Source organism: Streptomyces sp. NPDC058665 (assembly GCF_042714995.1).
Lineage (GTDB): Bacteria > Actinomycetota > Actinomycetes > Streptomycetales > Streptomycetaceae > Streptomyces.
The window spans coordinates 22,740-39,093 of sequence record NZ_JBHXRX010000004.1; the positions used below are offsets into that span (position 1 = coordinate 22,740).

The 16,354-nt window shown below is 71.8% G+C and carries 14 protein-coding genes; 8 read left to right on the plus strand and 6 right to left on the minus strand.

All coding sequences use genetic code 11. From position 1 onward, the window contains the following. Positions 1 to 71 precede the first annotated feature (71 nt). The gene (locus ACFWV8_RS03370; protein WP_384197545.1) at positions 72 to 1,025 is read left to right on the plus strand and encodes a TIGR02452 family protein; all 954 of its coding nucleotides are present in this window, start codon (positions 72 to 74) and stop codon (positions 1,023 to 1,025) included. Here ACFWV8_RS03370 and ACFWV8_RS03375 read toward each other — a convergent pair. After that, positions 1,010 to 1,483, minus strand: a complete 474-nt coding sequence (locus tag ACFWV8_RS03375) for a type II toxin-antitoxin system PemK/MazF family toxin (protein ID WP_384197546.1) — start codon at positions 1,481 to 1,483, stop codon at positions 1,010 to 1,012. The two genes, ACFWV8_RS03370 and ACFWV8_RS03375, sit on opposite strands and share 16 nt — an antisense overlap. 67 nt (positions 1,484 to 1,550) lie before the next feature. Beyond that, entirely contained in the window at positions 1,551 to 2,258 is a 708-nt protein-coding gene (locus ACFWV8_RS03380) for an alpha/beta fold hydrolase (protein WP_384197548.1), read from the minus strand. A gap of 139 nt (positions 2,259 to 2,397) precedes the next feature. Here ACFWV8_RS03380 and ACFWV8_RS03385 point away from each other — a divergent pair, with 139 nt between their 5' ends. The 3 genes from ACFWV8_RS03385 (at position 2,398) to ACFWV8_RS03395 (ending at position 5,241) form a co-directional block, all read left to right on the plus strand. Continuing rightward, positions 2,398 to 3,516 (plus strand): LacI family DNA-binding transcriptional regulator, encoded by a 1,119-nt coding sequence (locus ACFWV8_RS03385; protein ID WP_384197550.1) that lies wholly within the window; start codon positions 2,398 to 2,400, stop codon positions 3,514 to 3,516. Between the two features lie 100 nt (positions 3,517 to 3,616). After that, positions 3,617 to 3,934 (plus strand): hypothetical protein, encoded by a 318-nt coding sequence (locus ACFWV8_RS03390; RefSeq protein ID WP_384197552.1) that lies wholly within the window; start codon positions 3,617 to 3,619, stop codon positions 3,932 to 3,934. Positions 3,935 to 4,050: 116 nt separating this feature from the next. Then, positions 4,051 to 5,241: a thiolase family protein gene (locus tag ACFWV8_RS03395; RefSeq protein WP_384197800.1), complete on the plus strand. Its 1,191-nt coding sequence runs from the start codon at positions 4,051 to 4,053 to the stop codon at positions 5,239 to 5,241. A 9-nt stretch (positions 5,242 to 5,250) separates the two neighbouring features. Here the strand turns inward: ACFWV8_RS03395 and trxA are convergent, their stop codons facing one another. Then, on the minus strand, positions 5,251 to 5,661 hold the full coding sequence (trxA, locus tag ACFWV8_RS03400) for a thioredoxin (protein ID WP_329378205.1): 411 nt from the start codon (positions 5,659 to 5,661) through the stop codon (positions 5,251 to 5,253). 127 nt (positions 5,662 to 5,788) lie between these two features. On the opposite strand from trxA, the gene ACFWV8_RS03405 reads away from it, so the two are divergent. Next, positions 5,789 to 7,219 (plus strand): dihydrolipoyl dehydrogenase family protein, encoded by a 1,431-nt coding sequence (locus ACFWV8_RS03405; RefSeq protein ID WP_384197555.1) that lies wholly within the window; start codon positions 5,789 to 5,791, stop codon positions 7,217 to 7,219. Between the two features lie 15 nt (positions 7,220 to 7,234). Here the strand turns inward: ACFWV8_RS03405 and ACFWV8_RS03410 are convergent, their stop codons facing one another. The 3 genes from ACFWV8_RS03410 to ACFWV8_RS03420 all read right to left on the minus strand — a co-directional run bounded on the left by ACFWV8_RS03410 (position 7,235) and on the right by ACFWV8_RS03420 (position 14,297). Continuing rightward, complete coding sequence (locus ACFWV8_RS03410) at positions 7,235 to 10,624, minus strand: hypothetical protein (protein ID WP_384197557.1); 3,390 nt, start codon at positions 10,622 to 10,624, stop codon at positions 7,235 to 7,237. A gap of 112 nt (positions 10,625 to 10,736) precedes the next feature. Further along, positions 10,737 to 13,007, minus strand: coding sequence for an ATP-binding cassette domain-containing protein (locus ACFWV8_RS03415; protein ID WP_384197559.1), 2,271 nt, complete (start codon positions 13,005 to 13,007; stop codon positions 10,737 to 10,739). Positions 13,008 to 13,205: 198 nt separating this feature from the next. Continuing rightward, positions 13,206 to 14,297 carry a magnesium and cobalt transport protein CorA gene (locus tag ACFWV8_RS03420; protein ID WP_384197561.1) on the minus strand — a complete coding sequence of 364 codons (1,092 nt, stop codon included), beginning with the start codon at positions 14,295 to 14,297 and terminating at the stop codon, positions 13,206 to 13,208. Between the two features lie 215 nt (positions 14,298 to 14,512). Between ACFWV8_RS03420 and ACFWV8_RS03425 the strand changes: the two genes are divergently transcribed. From ACFWV8_RS03425 to ACFWV8_RS03435, 3 genes are all read left to right on the plus strand, one after another. Further along, complete coding sequence (locus tag ACFWV8_RS03425; RefSeq protein WP_384197562.1) at positions 14,513 to 15,304, plus strand: VOC family protein; 792 nt, start codon at positions 14,513 to 14,515, stop codon at positions 15,302 to 15,304. A 137-nt stretch (positions 15,305 to 15,441) separates the two neighbouring features. Then, positions 15,442 to 15,741, plus strand: a complete 300-nt coding sequence (locus ACFWV8_RS03430) for a hypothetical protein (RefSeq protein ID WP_384197564.1) — start codon at positions 15,442 to 15,444, stop codon at positions 15,739 to 15,741. 37 nt (positions 15,742 to 15,778) lie between these two features. Then, positions 15,779 to 16,171: a hypothetical protein gene (locus ACFWV8_RS03435; RefSeq protein ID WP_384197566.1), complete on the plus strand. Its 393-nt coding sequence runs from the start codon at positions 15,779 to 15,781 to the stop codon at positions 16,169 to 16,171. The last annotated feature ends 183 nt before the right edge of the window (positions 16,172 to 16,354 follow it).

Here is a 16,354-nt window from a genome sequence, read left to right on the forward strand (position 1 = left end):
CGCACAAGAGTGCCCCCGCGGGTGGGAAACCCGGTTGCCCCGCTCGGGCCGTCTCCACCAGGATGCCTCGCATGAGCGCACGGCTGCGGGAGATCGCGAAGCACACCGAGGAGATAGTCGGGGCAGGCGGATACCGCGCGGAGGACGGCAGCCAGGTGTCCCTCACGGCCCTGCTGACAGCCGCGACCGAGGGAACGCGCCTGTACGGCCCGGAGCCCGTGCCGGTCGCCCCGGACACATCCCGTACGACATCCTTCGAGGTCACAGGCGAGAGCAGCCTCCAGGCCGCCCGGCGGACGCTCTCCGCCGCACCGGGGCCCGTGGCGGTGCTGAACTTCGCGTCGGCACGTAACCCGGGCGGCGGCTACCTGAACGGCGCACAGGCCCAGGAAGAGGCACTGTGCCGGGCCTCCGCCCTCTACGTCACCCTGCTGCGCGCCCCGGAGTACTACGCGCACCACCGCGCGGACCGCAGCCCGTTCTACAGCGACCGCGTGATCCACTCGCCCGGCGTGCCGGTCTTCCGCGACGACCGGGGCCGGCTGCTCGGCGCCCCGTTCACCGTCGGGTTCCTCACCTCGCCCGCGCCGAACGCCGGGATCGTCGCGCGCGACCGGCCCGAGGAGAGCCGGCGAATTCCGGCCACTCTCGCGTCCCGCGCCGAGCGGGTCCTGGAGGTGGCGGTGGCGGGCGGATACCGGCGCCTCGTGCTCGGGGCGTGGGGGTGCGGGGTCTTCCGCAACGACCCGGCACGGGTGGCCGGCGCCTTCCGGGCGTTGCTCGTCGGGCCGCCGGAGGGGGCCGGAGCGGGCGGGGGAGGCGGCCGGTTCGCGGGCCACTTCGACCAGGTCGTCTTCGCGGTGCTCGACCGGACGGCTGATTCGGCCACTCTGGCCGCATTCCGTCGTACGTTCGCGGACGTCGCGAAGGACATCGCGGAGAACGCCTCGGAGGAGGCCCCGGGCGGATCAGGTGGCCAGGCTGGTCCGGGCGGTGCCCGCATACCGGCTCAGCGCCAGCCGTAACGCTCCCGCAGCCGCCGTACGACGCGGTCGAACCGCCCCCGGTCGAGCGCGCACGCCTCGCGCCGCATGCCCTTGTCGTGGATCCGCAGCACCCGGTCCAGATCCACCCACGACTCACGGCCCTGCCGGTCCCAGGGCCCGACCCCGATCGGCACCCACTCGTGGTCCCGGTCGTGCCGCTTGCTGGAGAGCTGCACGGCGAGCAGCGACCCGGCGGGTTCACGGGCCACGACGAGGACCGGCCGGTCCTTGCCGCGCCCGTCGTTCTCTTCATAGGGCACCCAGGTCCAGACGATCTCGCCGGGATCGGGATCGCCGTCCTTGTCGGGCGCGTACGAGGTGCGTACCGGCCCCACGTCGCGGGGATCGGCCTCGGTGGTGGCGGAAGGCCCGCTCCTGCCGGGGAGTTGGGGCTCGGGGGAGTGGCCGGGGGCGGCGGGGCCGGTGTAGGGCTTCATCCGACCGAAGGTAGAGCCCCCGCGCCCACGGCCCGCGCCCGGGTCCCGTCGTCCGGGCCCTCCGCGCTCAGATCCACCCCTTCAGGGAAGCCATGAACGCGTCGAAGTCGTCGCGGTGAGCCGTGTGCCCCGCGCCCTCGACCGTCCGGACCTCGAAGCCGCGCGACCGCAACTCCGCCGCGTCCTCGGGCGGGACCATGGGGCTCGGATCGGCGATCGTCACCAGCGAGGGCACCACCGGTCGGGCAGGCCGCAGATCCGCGCCGAACGCGGGCGCGATGCCGTACGCCGTCCGCTCGTCCCACCGGGCGAGGCTCGCCACCTCCAGGTCCACGTCCGCCTCCTCCCAGCGGGGATTGAGCGTGGCTATCTCCTCGCGCGAAAGGGTCTTGGCCGCCGCCAGCCGCGCGGGCCCCGCGCTCTCGGTGGCACCCGCCTCCGGGCCCGGCAGATGCCAGGCCGGATCGCAGTAGACCGCCCGGCGCGGGGCGAGCCGTTCCACACAGAGTGCGAGTGCCATGCCCCCGAGGGAGTGCCCGATCGCCAACTCCGCCCCGGCGGGCAGAGTTTCCACGAGGTCGTCCGCGAAGTCCTCCGGCGCGTAAGGACCTTGGCCGCTGGCGCCGTGGCCGCGCAGATCGACGGCGACCACGCGCAGTCCGCGCGCGGCCAGTTCGGGCCCCACCCGGCGCCAGGTCCGGTGGTCGGCCATGATGCCGTGGAGCAGGAGCGCGACCCGGTCGCCCTCGCCCCAGGTGTGGGTGTGCAGTCGCAAGGCGGTCCCTTTCGTACGTGGACGCGCTCGAAAGCGCCTTTCCCGTGGGGTGGTTGGCCGGGTGGATGATCTGAACTCGTGCGGAGGACCCCGGGCGGCGGATCCCAACGGCGATCCGTCTGGAAGGATGCGGGGGGCGATGAGCCAGTTACCTGAACAGTCCTCCACACCACCGTCCCCAAGACCCGCCCCGCCCTCGCCGCCCCCTCCGCGGCCGCCCGAAAGCCGTGCCGAACGCCTCGTGGGCCGCCCCGCCGAGCGCACCGTCCCCACCAGCGCCGACGTCGCCCGGCTGGCCGGAGTCTCCAGGGCCACCGTCTCGTACGTACTCAACAACACCTCCGCCGTACGGATCAGCGAGCCCACCCGCCGCAAGGTCCGCGAAGCCGCCGAAGAACTGGCGTACATCCCCCACGCCGCCGCGCGCAGCCTCCGCGCGGGACACACCAGGATTGTCCTGCTCCCCACCGCGAACGTCCCCATCGGCCCCCTTCACAGCCGCTTCCTCAGCGAACTCCAGTGGGCGCTCCGGCGGTTGGACTACACCGTCGTCCAGTACGGCAGCCTCGGCCTCGATGGCGACGAGGCCGCGCGCGCCTGGGCCGAACTCCGCCCGGTCGCTGTCGTCTCCCTCGGCGAGATCGCCCTCACCCCGCACGGGGTGGAGATACTCAAGCGCTCCGGCGCGAAGGCCGTCATCACACTCGGGCCCCGACGCGTCGAGGGTGCGCACGCCCTCGTCATGGACCAGCGTGAGATCGGCAGTTGCGCGGTCGGCCATCTGCTGGAGCGTGGCCGCCGCCGGATCGGCGTCGTGATGCCCGGGGAGCCGGGCCTGGAGCTCTTCTCGGAGCCGCGGCTCGCGGGCGCGCGGGCGGCGGCAGCGGCGTCGCCCACGGGCGCCCGCGTCGAGCCGGTACCGCTCTCGTACACGGAGGAGTCGGCCGCCGCTCTCGCCGCCCGCTGGGAGGGCCTCGGCCTCGACGCGGTCTACGCCTACAACGACGAGTACGCGATGCTCCTGATGAGGGCCCTCCAGGACGCGGGTGTCCGCATACCCGGCGACGTGGCGGTGCTCGGCGCCGACGACCTGCTGCTCGGCAAGCTGCTGAGGCCCAGGCTCTCCACCGTACGGATCGACCTCGTCACCGGGCAGCGGCTGGCGGCCCTCGTCGACCGGGTGGTGCGCGATCCCGGCGGTGAGCCGGAGCGGCACGACCTGATGGGGGCGCTGGCCGTACGGCGCGAGTCGACCTGAGAGCCGGCCTGAGAGCAGCCTGACGCCGTCGCCGTACCGCCGCCACCCCCTCCCGCCGGACGACATGCGGGCCGCCCGCCCGTTGTCTAGCGTCACCAGCATGAGCACTGCCTGGCACCCGTTCCCGCGGCGTTTCGAGATCGTGCTGGTACCGGAGCACACCGACGACGGCGAAGGTCCGCCGGACGCGGCGACCGCACTGCGGTCCGCCGTGGTCGAGCTGACCGGAGAGACGGGCGAGTCCGGTTATCCGCGCTACGAGGGCGGCGGCATGGTCGCGGACATCGACCCGGAGACGCGCACGGTCGAAGGGCTGCTGATCGACGGCTTCGAGGTCGACTACGGCCTGACGGCACGCGTCGTCGACACCCCCGACAGGCCGGACGCGCCCGGCGCGGCGGAGCCCCGGACGAGCTGACCGGCCGTCCGGGACTCTCCTCTTCCCCTCGGCTTACATGTACCTCCCATGAAAGAGTGCGTCCGTGAACAGCTGACCCAGTGGACTCAATGGGGAGAGAGCCGATGAGCGATCCGATGACCATCCGTGACGTCTACGTCGTCGACGCCGTCCGCACACCGATCGGCAAGTTCGGCGGCGCGCTCTCCTCCGTACGACCGGACGACCTCGCCGCCCACGTTGTTCGGGCGCTCGTGGACCGTACGCCCGAACTCGACCCGGCCAGGATCGACGACGTCGTACTCGGCGCGGCGAACGGCGCCGGCGAGGACAACCGCGACGTCGCGCGCATGGCCGCCCTGCTCGCGGGGCTGCCCGTGTCCGTTCCCGGCGTCACCGTCAACCGGCTCTGCGGCTCGGGGCTCGAAGCGGTCATCCAGGCGGCGCGCGCCGTCGCGCTCGGCGACGCGTCGATCGTCGTCGCGGGCGGCGTCGAGTCCATGTCCCGTGCCCCGTGGGTGCTCCAGAAGCCCGAGCGGGCCTTTCCCGCCGGGCACCAGCAGATGTACTCGACAACGCTCGGCTGGCGCATGACGAACCCCGGGATGCCCGCCGAGTGGACGGTCCCGCTCGGCGAGGGCGCCGAGCAGATCGCCGACAAGCACGCGATCACCCGCGACGCGCAGGACGCGTTCGCGCTGGAGAGCCACCGCAAGGCCGCGCGGGCGTGGAGCGAGGGTCTGTACGACGCCGAGGTCGTGCCGTACGCGGGGGTGGAACTCGTACGCGACGAATGCGTCCGCGACAACACGTCGCTGGAAGCACTGGGCAAGCTCCGGCCCAGCTTCCGTAAGGAGGGCGCGGGGACGGTCACGGCGGGCAACGCCTCACCGCTGAACGACGGCGCCGCGGCCCTGCTCGTCGTGGACGAGGCGGGCCTGCGGGCCACGGGCCGTGAACCCCTCGCCCGGATCAGGACCTCCGCCGTCACCGGCATCGAGCCGCAGCTCTTCGGCCTCGGCCCGGTCGAGGCGGTACGCCGGGCGCTGGCCAAGGCGGGCCGGGACTTCGCCGACCTCACCACGTTCGAACTCAACGAGGCGTTCGCCGCCCAGTCGCTGGGCTGCCTCGCCGAATGGCCCGAGCTGGACCCCGCCGTCGTGAACCCGCGCGGGGGCGCGATCGCCATCGGCCACCCGTTGGGTGCCTCCGGCGCGCGCCTCGCGGGGTCCGTCGCCCATCAGCTCGCGGCGGCGGGCTCGGGAACCGGTCTCGCCGCGCTCTGTATCGGTGTGGGCCAGGGACTCGCCCTCGTACTGGAACGCTGACGAGCCCTCTTACGCGCCGGTCGTCCCTTCGCCCGGAGCCCGGCCATCGGCCTTCGCGGCGGCCTCGGCCTCCGCGACCGACTTGCGGACCTCGTCCATGTCGAGCGCGCGTGCCTGCCCGATCACGTCCTCCAGGGCCGTCTCGGGCAGCGCGCCGGGCTGGGCGAAGACAGCCACGTTGTCCCTGACGATCATCAGCGTCGGGATCGAGCGGATCTCGAACGCCGCCGCGAGCTCCTGCTGCGCCTCGGTGTCGACCTTGGCGAAGACCAGGTCGTCGTGCCGCTCGGACGCCTGCTCGTACACCGGGGCGAACTGACGGCAGGGACCGCACCACGAAGCCCAGAAGTCGATCAGAATGAAGTCGTTCTCCGACACCGTCCGGTCGAAGTTCTCCTTGGTGAGTTCCACAGTGGCCATGCCTGTTACCTCTTCCTGTTCTTTCCGGATGAAGCCGCCTGGACAACGGTGCGTACCACCGCCGTATTCCTCGCCCATTCCCGAAGATCGTGTAGCCATGCGGGGGACGCCGCATCAGACTGTTCCCATGACGGAAGCTACTGAATATGACGTGGTGGTGCTGGGCGCGGGACCGGTCGGGGAGAACGTCGCCGACCGTGTCAGGGCGGCCGGGCTGAGCGCCGCGATCGTCGAGCGGGAACTGGTCGGCGGCGAATGCTCCTACTGGGCGTGCATGCCGAGCAAGGCCCTGCTGCGACCGGTGATCGCCCGTGCGGAAGCGCGCCGCGTCCCGGGGCTGAGCGGGTCCGCGCAGGGCCCGCTCGACGTACCGGCCGTCTTCGCGCGCCGCGACTCCTTCACCTCGAACTGGAAGGACGACGGCCAGGTCGGCTGGGTCGACTCGATCGGCGCCGCCCTCTACCGGGGCCACGGCCGGCTCGACGGCAAGAAGCGGGTGACCGTCACCGACCCGCGGGGCGGCGAGCAGGTCCTCGTCGCCCGCCACGCGGTGGCCGTCTGCACCGGCACGACAGCCGTCGTCCCCGACCTGCCGGGCCTGGCGGGCGCCAAGCCGTGGACAAGCCGTGAGGCGACCAGCTCCTCGACCGTGCCCGGCCGGCTGGTGGTCGTGGGCGGGGGAGTGGTCGGCGTCGAGATGGCCACGGCCTACCAGGGATTCGGCTCGGCCGTCACGGTGCTCGTACGGGGCGACGGACTGCTGCCGCGCATGGAGCCCTTCGTCGGCGAACTGGTCGCCGACTCCCTGACGGAAGCGGGCGCCTCCGTACGTACGGGCGTCTCCGTCGCCTCGGTCGAGCGCGACGGCGGTACGGGGCCGGTCACGCTGGTCCTCGACAACGGCGAGCGGATCGAGGCGGACGAGATCCTCTTCGCGACCGGCCGGGCTCCGCACACCCAGGACATCGGCCTCGACTCCATCGGCCTGAAGCCGGGCTCCTGGCTGCCCGTGGACGACAGCTGCCGGGTGGAGAACAGCGACTGGCTCTACGCGGTCGGCGACGTCAACCACCGCGCGCTCCTCACCCACCAGGGCAAGTACCAGGCCCGCATCGCGGGCGCCGCGATCGGCGCCAGGGCGCGGCAGGTGCCCCTGCTGGAGACCGACCGCTGGGGCGCCCACGCGGCGACGGCCGACCACGACGCGGTCCCCCAGGTCGTCTTCACGGACCCGGAGGTCGCCGCTGTCGGCCTCACCCTCAAGGAGGCCGAGGACGCGGGCCACCGGGTCCGCGCGGTCGACTACGCGATCGAGAACGTCGCAGGCGCCAGCCTGTACGCGGACGGCTACCGCGGCCGCGCCCGGATGATCGTGGACCTGGACACCGAGACCCTGCGGGGCGTGACCTTCGTGGGCCCCGGGGTCGGCGAACTGCTCCACTCGGCGACGATCGCGGTCGCCGGCGAGGTCCCGATCAACCGCCTGTGGCACGCGGTCCCGTCCTACCCGACGATCAGCGAGATCTGGCTGCGGTTGCTGGAGACGTACCGGGGCTAGCGTTCCGTCACTCCGTCACTCCGTCCGGATCACCACCCCCAGCGCCGCGTCCCTGACGTCCGTCGACGGGTGGGTGCGTAGCGTGTAGAGGGCTCGGCGCCAGTCGTCGGGCCAGCCCAGGCGGTCGCCCAGGGCGGAGACCAGGGCGACCGCCAGGAGGCCGGTGGACGGGGTGTCCGTGGCCGTCAGGTGGGTGGCCGTTGTCAGGAGCGCCGTGGGGTTCGACGGCGGGGCGCCGTGGGAGAGTCGGCTGCGTACGCGTTCCGCCGTCGACACCGCCAGAGCAGGGCGACTGGTCGCGTTGGCTGCCAAGTCCCGGAGTCGCGCAGTGAGTTCAGGCAGGTCCGCGTCCATGTCAAGGAGGGCGCAGAGCAGGGCCGCGCGGGATCCGGCCAGAGACGGCTCCGCGGCGAGCTGTGCCGTCACGGCCTCAAGTACCGGACGGGTGTCGGGAGTCGGCCGGTCGGGTAGCGCGTACAGCAGCGCGCGTACCCGCTGGCGGGACGGCAGGTCCCGGTCCGGCGGGGTGCCGGGTTCACCGGCGGCTATCGCCGGGAGCAGCGCCGCCAGCGTGCCGTGCAGCAGGCTTCCCGGCGCCGCGCCGCCCACCGGATGCGGCAGGCCGGAGACGGCCAGCTGGACGATCGTCGTCGTGGCCAACCGCCAGACGGCACGCGGCCCTTCCCCCTCGCCGAGGTCGGTCACCCGCTCGGACAGTCCCTCCACCGCGTCGGGGGCGTACCGCGCCCACTGGGGGAGCACCCGCAGTCCGGCCGTCGCCGCATCCATGTCCGCCGCCCGGCAGACCTCGCCCACCAGGCGGGCGTACCGGGGGCGGTGGACCTCCGGCAGGGACCAGGCAGAGGTCCGTACGACCGCCTGAAGTACCCGCGGTTCCCCTCGCGTTGCCGCCGTGAGGACCGACCACGTCTCCTCCTCGGAGAGGAGGCCGGTCGCGAAGGCCACGACCGCCGCCTGTACGTCGGGGTGCCCGGGTGGCGCGTGGAAGGCCGCCGAGAGCAGCGCCGCCGCCCGGGGGAGCGGCAGATGGGTGGCCGCCAGCCGTACCGCCTCCTTCCGGCCCGTCACCTTCACGCCCTCCTCGGCGGTGAGCAACGCCCCCAGCCGCTCGGCGAGTTGGGACGGCGCGACGAAACGCGCGGCCCGGGACGCGGCGTGCACCGCCACCCGCGCGCGGTCGTCCCCGGCGTGGGCCAGCAGCACAGGCAGTGCGTCCTGCGGATCGTCCGCCCACACCAGCGCGGCGAGCGCTGCCTCGGCCAGTACCACGTCCGGGGAGTCGGCATACCGCAGGGCGAGCGCCCGCCCGTGCTCCGGGACCGAAGCGGCGGCCCGGATCGCGACGGCGCGCGGGTGGAGCGGCATCGACGTGTCACCGGCCACAGCGGCGGCCATGGCGCCCGCCGCCTCCTGCTGACGCGGCAACCAGCGGTCGGCGTACCGGAGATCGGGCAGCGGCCGGCGCGCACCGCGCCGGAGGAAACGACCGTACGGCGGCGGCCCGTCGAGCAGCACGTCCAGCAAATCGGTCCGACGCTCCGTCAGAACCCTTTCGACCGGGGCGAGTACGGCCGCCGACGGCTCCAGCCCCAGAATCCTGGCCACCCGCTCGTCCCGGGTCCGCTGCGGTTCGAGCCAGTAACTCGCCGCCGTCTCAAAGGCGTTGTTGTCGCCGAACTCCAGTGCCTCTTCGAGCATTCCCTGGAGCACGGGCATCCGGTGCGCCCGCCTGCCGAGCGAGCTGGTCAGCGTGAACAGCAGCCGGTAGTCGGCCTTGTCCATCGCCGCGTCCAGCCATGGACGCAGCGCGTCGAGCACCTGGTGCTCCTGGCCGCGCCGCAGGGTCCGGTCGAGCGGGCCGAGGTGGCCCACGCCGACATGGGAGGCGATCCGTTCCAGCGCGCCCAACGACCAGACCACCAGGGCCTGTTCACCGCGCCCCGCGTTCTCGCGCAGCAGGTCGACCGCCAGCGTCCGCAGGGCACCCCGGGTGCCGTAGGAGATGTCCCGTGCCTCCAGGGCGTCCAGCAGGACGCGGTCCAGCGTTCCCGTGTCCTCGGCCGTGAACAGATCGGAGCGCACATTCGCGAGCGCGCCGAGCGCGGCGCAGCGCACCGGGTCCTGTTCGTTGCGCAGCCGCAGCAGCTCCTTCAGCGTCTCGTGCACGGCGTCAGGGTCGCGGGAGTGCGCGGCGTTGGCGATCAGCAGCGGCCAGGCGAGGGCGCGGTCGCCCGCGTCCGGACGGCGGGTGACCGCGAGGAGTTCGGGACGTGCCTCGGCGACCGGGCCGTACGCGACCAGCTCCAGGACCTCGTACCAGGACCTCCCCGTCTCGCGGCGCCGGGCCGCCCACCGCCGGGCCTCCGCCCACCGGCGCTCGCGCGGCAGCAGGGTGAGGACCGGCAGTACGACATCCGCGTCCGCCTCGACATTCGCGGTCGCCAGGTCGAAGAACTCGCTGCGTCGGTGCGGCGGCAGCGCCTTGAGCAGCTTGGCGAAGAAGCCGGGGTACCGGTCGGCCCAGTAGCGTCCGAGAGCGGGCAGCGAGGGAGGGTCGGCCTGGACGATCCGCCGCAGGACGGACGCCGACGGGAACGGCGCGTACGATCGTCCGCTCCGGTCCCTCGGGATCAGCAGCCGTACGGCGCGGTCCGCGTCGAAGGCCACCAACTCGTTCAGCCTCTGGAGCAGCGCCGCCGGAAGCGTGTCGGGGCCGTGCCGCTCAAGCAGCGACAGCACCCGCCCGGGGTGACTGGTCAGGGTCGCTACCATGCCGTCGGCGTACCGGTGCCAGGCGGCGTTGCGCTCCGGGAGCGGGAGGTCCGCGATCTCCCGCTCGGCGTGGTCGAGCACCTGGTCCGGGAAGTTGACGCCGAGCCTGGTCCAGGACTCGACGGCGTACGAGAGTCCGGGCAGCGCCGCCGCCACGAACTCCGGGGAACAGACGGGCAGTAGCTTCGCCGCCGCGTAGTCACCCCACCGCGTGCGCAGCCTCGGCACCAGGCGCTCCGCCAGCGCCGTACGCCTGCTCGCGAGTATCACCTCGCCGAGCCGCTGGCGCGTGTCCGCCGAAGCGTCCTCGTACGCCGTCTCGATCGCCGCGTCCGGGAGCGGAAGGGTGCGGGCGGCGCGCAGCGCGTACGCCCGTACCACCGGGTCCGGGTCCGTCAGCCGCGGGGCCAGGAAGTCCAGGTGCCGGCCGACCAGCGCGGCGAACGCCGCGAGCCGTCGCTCGTACCTGTCACGATTCGCCAACTCCTCGACCAGGGACGACAGTTCGTCGAGCGAGGCCAGCGAACGGACATGGCGCGCAAGGTGCTTGAGGCGCTCCGGGTACGACAGCGGTTCGAGCGCGACAAGCAGACGGTCGACGGTGAGTGACATGACCGTGATTGTGCCGGTGGGACGGAGCGCGAGCCCAGCGGATTTACGCGGCTGTACCGCCGATCCGCCGGGCTCCACTCCACCAGTACGGCCTCCGGACCGCCTACCGGGCTTACGGCTTCGTACCGACGTACTCCCGCAGATGCCGCGCCGTGAGCGTGTCCGCGTGCGCCACCAGATCGGCCGGCGTACCCGTGAAGACGATCTGCCCGCCGTCGTGCCCGCCGCCGGGCCCCAGGTCGACCAGCCAGTCCGCGTGGGCCATCACCGCCTGGTGGTGCTCGATCACGATCACCGTGTTGCCCGCGTCCACCAGCCGGTCGAGCAGCGCGAGCAGCTTGTCCACGTCCGCCATGTGCAGCCCGGTCGTCGGCTCGTCCAGGATGTAGACGGACGACTTCTCCGCCATCTGGATCGCCAGCTTCAACCGCTGCCGCTCCCCGCCCGACAGGGTGTTCAGCGGCTGGCCGAGCCGCAGATAACTCAGCCCCACATCCGTGAGCCGGCCGAGGATCGCGTGCGCCTGCCCGGAGGGGAAGTAGTCGTGCGCCTCCGCGACCGACATGGAGAGCACCTCGCTGATGTTCTTGCCGTTCAGCCGGTACGTCAGCACCTCGGGCGTGAACCGCTTGCCCTCGCACTCCTCACAGACCGATGCGACGCCCGCCATCATCGCGAGGTCGGTGTAGACGAGCCCCAGACCGTTGCAGTTGGGGCAGGCACCCTCCGAATTCGCGCTGAACAGCGCCGCCTTGACCCCGTTGGCCTTGGCGAACGCCGTCCGGATCGGGCTCAACAGCCCCGTGTACGTCGCCGGGTTGCTCCGCCGGGACCCCCGGATCGGCGACTGGTCGGCCACCACCACGCCGTCCCTGTGGGAGAGATAGCCATGGATCAGCGAGGACTTCCCCGACCCCGCGACCCCGGTGATCACACTCAGCACACCGGTCGGGATGTCGACGCTCACGTTCTTCAGGTTGTGCAGATCGGCGCCCTCGATGGACAGCCGCCCGTTCGGCTCGCGCACCGACTCCCGTAGCCGCGCCCGGTGTTCGAGGTGCCGTCCGGTGAGCGTGTCCGAGGCTCGCAGCCCCGCCACGTCGCCGGTGTAGCAGATCCGCCCGCCCGCCGTACCGGCGCCGGGCCCGAGATCCACCACATGGTCGGCCATCGCGATGACCTCGGGCTTGTGCTCGACGACCAGCACGGTGTTGCCCTTGTCCCGCAGCCGCAGCAGCAGGTCGTTCATCCGCCGGATGTCGTGCGGGTGCAGCCCGATCGTGGGCTCGTCGAAGATGTACGTGGCGTCGGTGAGGCTGGAGCCCAGATGCCGCACCATCTTCACGCGCTGCGCCTCACCGCCGGAGAGGGAGGACGAGACGCGGTCCAGGCTCAGATATCCGAGCCCGATCTCCACCAGCGACTCCAGCAGGTCCCGCAGATTGCCGAGGAGCGGCGCCACGCCCGGATCGTCCAACTTCCGGATGTACTCGGCCAGGTCGCTGATCTGCATCGCCGAACACTCCGCGATGTTCACGCCGTCGATCTTCGAGGACAGCGCGGCGGTGCTCAGCCGGCTGCCACCGCAGGACGGGCACTCGGCGAAGACGACGGCCCGGTCCACGAAGGCCCGGACATGGGACTGCATGGAGTCCCGGTCCTTGACCAGGATCGTGCGGTTGAGCTTGGTAATGAGGCCCTCGTACGTCATGTTGCCGGAGCCGACCTTGACCTTGGTCGCGCTCTTGTGGAGGAAGACCTCCCACTCATCGGGTGAGAAGTCCTTGAGCTTTTTGTCCGGGTCGTAGAAGCCCGAGGCCACCATGATCTGCCAGTACCAGGCGTCCACTTGGAAGCCGGGGACGGTGATCGCGCCCTCGTTCAGGGAGAGTTCGCGGTTCACGAGCTGGTCGATGTCTATCTTCGACACCTGACCGATCCCCTCGCACTCGGCGCACATGCCCTCGGCGGCGTTGAAGCTGAAGGCGGTTGACGTCCCGATGTGCGGGGTGCCGAGCCGGCTGAAGATGATCCGCAGCATGGTGTACGCGTCTGTCGCCGTGCCCACCGTGGAACGGGAGTTGGCGCCCATTCGCTCCTGGTCGACGACGATCGCGGCGCTCAGATTGTGCAGTGAGTCGACGTCGGGTCTGCCCATGCTCGGCATGAACGACTGGATGAACGCCGTGTACGTCTCGTTGATCAGGCGCTGGGACTCGGCGGCGATGGTGCCGAAGACGAGCGAGGACTTGCCGGATCCCGAGACGCCGGTGAAGACCGTGAGGCGGCGCTTGGGGATGTCGACGGAGACCTCCCTCAGGTTGTTCTCGCGGGCCCCGCGGACCTTGATCACGTGGTGACTGTCGGCGGCTGGGATGTTCACGGACTGCTCCTCGTGATTCTCGGCGAGCGACGAGCGGCCAGCGTACACCGTACCCAATCAAGGTCGCACATACTTTCGAACGAAGGTCCGTGCTTCGTCCGGCCGTCACGGACGGGGTCACGACAGGGTGCTACGGCGCGGAGTTCGGCCGGTGTCGCGGACGCGGAGCGCGGCCGGTGTCGCGGACTACGGCCGGCGTTACAGCCAGCCGTTGCGGCGGAAGCTGCGGTGGAGGACGTAGCACGCCGCAGCCATGAGAGCGACGACGGCCGGATAGCCGTACGTCCACGTCAGACCCGGCATGTGCGCGAAGTTCATCCCGTAGATCCCGCACACCATCGTCGGCACCGCGATGATCGCGGCCCATGCGGTGATCTTGCGCATGTCCTCGTTCTGCGCGACGGTCACCTGCGCGAGGTGGGCCTGGAGGATCGAGTCCAGCAGATTGTCGAAGGCGGCTATCTGCTCGGTGAGCCGGGCCAGATGGTCGGTGACGTCGCGGAAGTACGGCCGTACGGCGGGAGTGACACCCGGCATCGTCCGGTTCGCCAGCATTCCCAGCGGCCGGTCCAGCGGTGCCACCGCCCGCTTCAGCTCCAGCAGTTCACGCTTGAGCTGGTAGATGCGCCCGGCCTCGCCCCGGTCGGCCCGGCCCGCCGATTCGTTGAAGACCGCGCTCTCCACATGGTCTATGTCGTCCTGGACGGCGTCGGCGACGACGAGACAGTCGTCCACCACCTGGTCCGCTATCGCGTGCAGCACGGACGACGTCCCCATCGCCAGCCGCTCGGGCGCCGCCTCCAGCCGCTCCCGCAGCGGGCCGAGCGAACCGTGCCTGCCATGCCTGATCGTGATCACGAAGTCGGGTCCGGTGAAGACCATCAGCTCACCCGTGTCCACCACCTCGCTGGTGGCGGTGAGTATCTCGTGCTCGACATAGCGGCAGGTCTTGAAGACCGCGAACAACGTGTCGTCGTACTGCTCCACCTTCGGCCGCTGATGCGCGTGCACCGCGTCGTCGACCGCCAGCGGGTGGAGCCCGAACAACTCGGCGAGCCCCTTGAACTCGGATTCGGCCGGCTCGTGCAGACCGATCCAGACGAAGCCCCTGCCGGATCTGCGGACCCGTCGTACGGCTTCCTCGGCCGGGCAGTCGCCCGGCTGCCGTATGCCGTCGATGTAGACCACACAGTTCACGACGGCGCTGCCGAGCGGCGACCGGGCCGGGTGGCTGAGGTCGACAGTGCTGCGGTAGACGCGCCGCACCGCCCGGCGGAGGCGACGGATCATGGGCACCTGGGGGCTCCGTTCGAAGGATCGGCGGACAGTCTCCCACCACCCGATGGGCGCCGTCGCCGGTCACCCCTGATCGCCGGGGCCTCCGGGCGGCTGGGGCCGCGGGGGCCGGGCGACATGCGGGCCGCGTGCTCTGCTGGCACAGTCGTCAGGGAGCGGAGGGGAGCACCGGGGCATCCACCGGCACGACCGGAGTGAGGTGAGTGGCCATGGCACCGAGGCATCCCGTCTTCGGGGCGCCGTGCTGGGCGAGCCTGCTGGCCCGCGACCTCGCCGACACGCGGAACTTCTACGGTGCCGTACTCGGCTGGACCTTCCGCCCGACCGAGCTCGGTGACCAGTTCGTGGTGGCCGAGGCCGACGGCGTACCGGTGGCGAGCATCGGCGCGCTCGCCCCCACCCTTCAGGTGGCCGTCGCGTGGACGCCGTACTTCGTGGTGGGCGACGCGGACGCGACGGCGTCGCGTATCCGGGAGCGCAGCGCCACGGTCGCCGTGGGCCCCCTGGCCTTCGAGATGGGTCGGGCGGCGCTCGCCGCCGACCGGGACGGCGCCGTTTTCGGCTTCTGGGAGGGCGAGCCGCTGCCCGACGCCACGGTCAAGCTCGGCGAACCGCCCTTCCGGCTGGAACTGCGCACGTACGACGCCATCGCCTCGGCGATCTTCTACGGCGAGGTGCTGCGCTGGGCCGACGACGGACCCGGCGGCATCGACGTCAGCTACGAGAAGGACCATGTCGTGCTCCGTACGGGACACGGTTCCGGGAATGTCGTGGCACGAATAAGCAGTGGTGGCGTCGAGGCGGCGATGGATCCGCACATGCGCCCGCGCTGGCATGTGTCGTTCCCGGTGGACGGGGTGAAGGCGGTCAGAACCGCGGCCGAGACCGCCGAGGAGATGGGCGGCACCGTGGTGATGGCTGAGACCACCGCGTACGAGGAGGCGGAGCAGGTGACGCTGCGCGACCCCGACGGCGGGCTCTTCACCTTGACGGGGCGCTGACGGACCGGCCGTCGGCCCGGGGGTCCAGGGGTCCAGGGGTCCAGGGGCCCGTACGACCGGTTTCACCGGCCGCGAGCGGGTACGCGGCGAGGACCGCGGGACCACCGCGCGAAGACCCGGCGACGAAGGGAGTCACGGTGAACGACCGACATCCGGGCGAGTCCGATGGCAAGGGCGCGGCCGTCCCGCGGGACCTGCCCGACCAGACCGCCCGGCCCGGAGAGGACCCGCTGGACGTGCGGGTCGAGGGGCTGGGCTCGTCCGGCGAACCCGATCCCGATCCCGGCACCGGCCCTGATCCCGACCGGGAGGGCGACCTCGGCTCGGACGACGAGGAAGACGTCCCGGAGGATCCCGACCAAGAGCCCGACCAAGAGTCCGACCAGGAGATCCCTGATCCGGAGCTTCCCGACATCCCCGACGAGCCGTCGGGCTGACCGGCCCGGCGCGCGCTTCCGAGCGGAGGTACCCACGGTGAAGAGCTCACAGAAGCCCAAGGCGTCACACGGCGCCGACACAGAGGTGACGGTGGAGATCAGCGGCTGCGAGGCGAAGGACGCGGATGCCGTGTTCGGCGCGCTGCGCACCGTCTTCGCCTCCGACCGCGCGCCCGACGACACGCCGGAGGAGGTGGCGGGTGCCCGCCCGACGGTGTGGTGCTCGACCTTCGACGTGTCGGAGGTACGGAAGAAGGCCGGCCCGACCCGGCTGACCAAGCCGGTGACCGCGGACATCCAGGGCGGCTACTGGGCGGTCGCGAGGCTCCAGGAGGGGCTGACCGGGGCGTTCGCCGTGGAGGTGCTGGGTACGGCCGCGGGCGACCAGGAACAGGAGGCCCAGCTGCGGCTGGACACGCGCCGTGTCTGACGACCTCGGGGCCGGAGGTAAACATGGCTTCCGGGTGCAGACGATTTCGGCCGGCCGCCCTCGCTGCCTCCTGGGGGCGGCCAGACCGGCCGCGGACCCGCTCCGACCTGCGTGTCTTCTCGTGGACCACCGACGAACACGACGGCCCGCGGACGACCGCGGCAATCGGCGGGGAATCCGAGA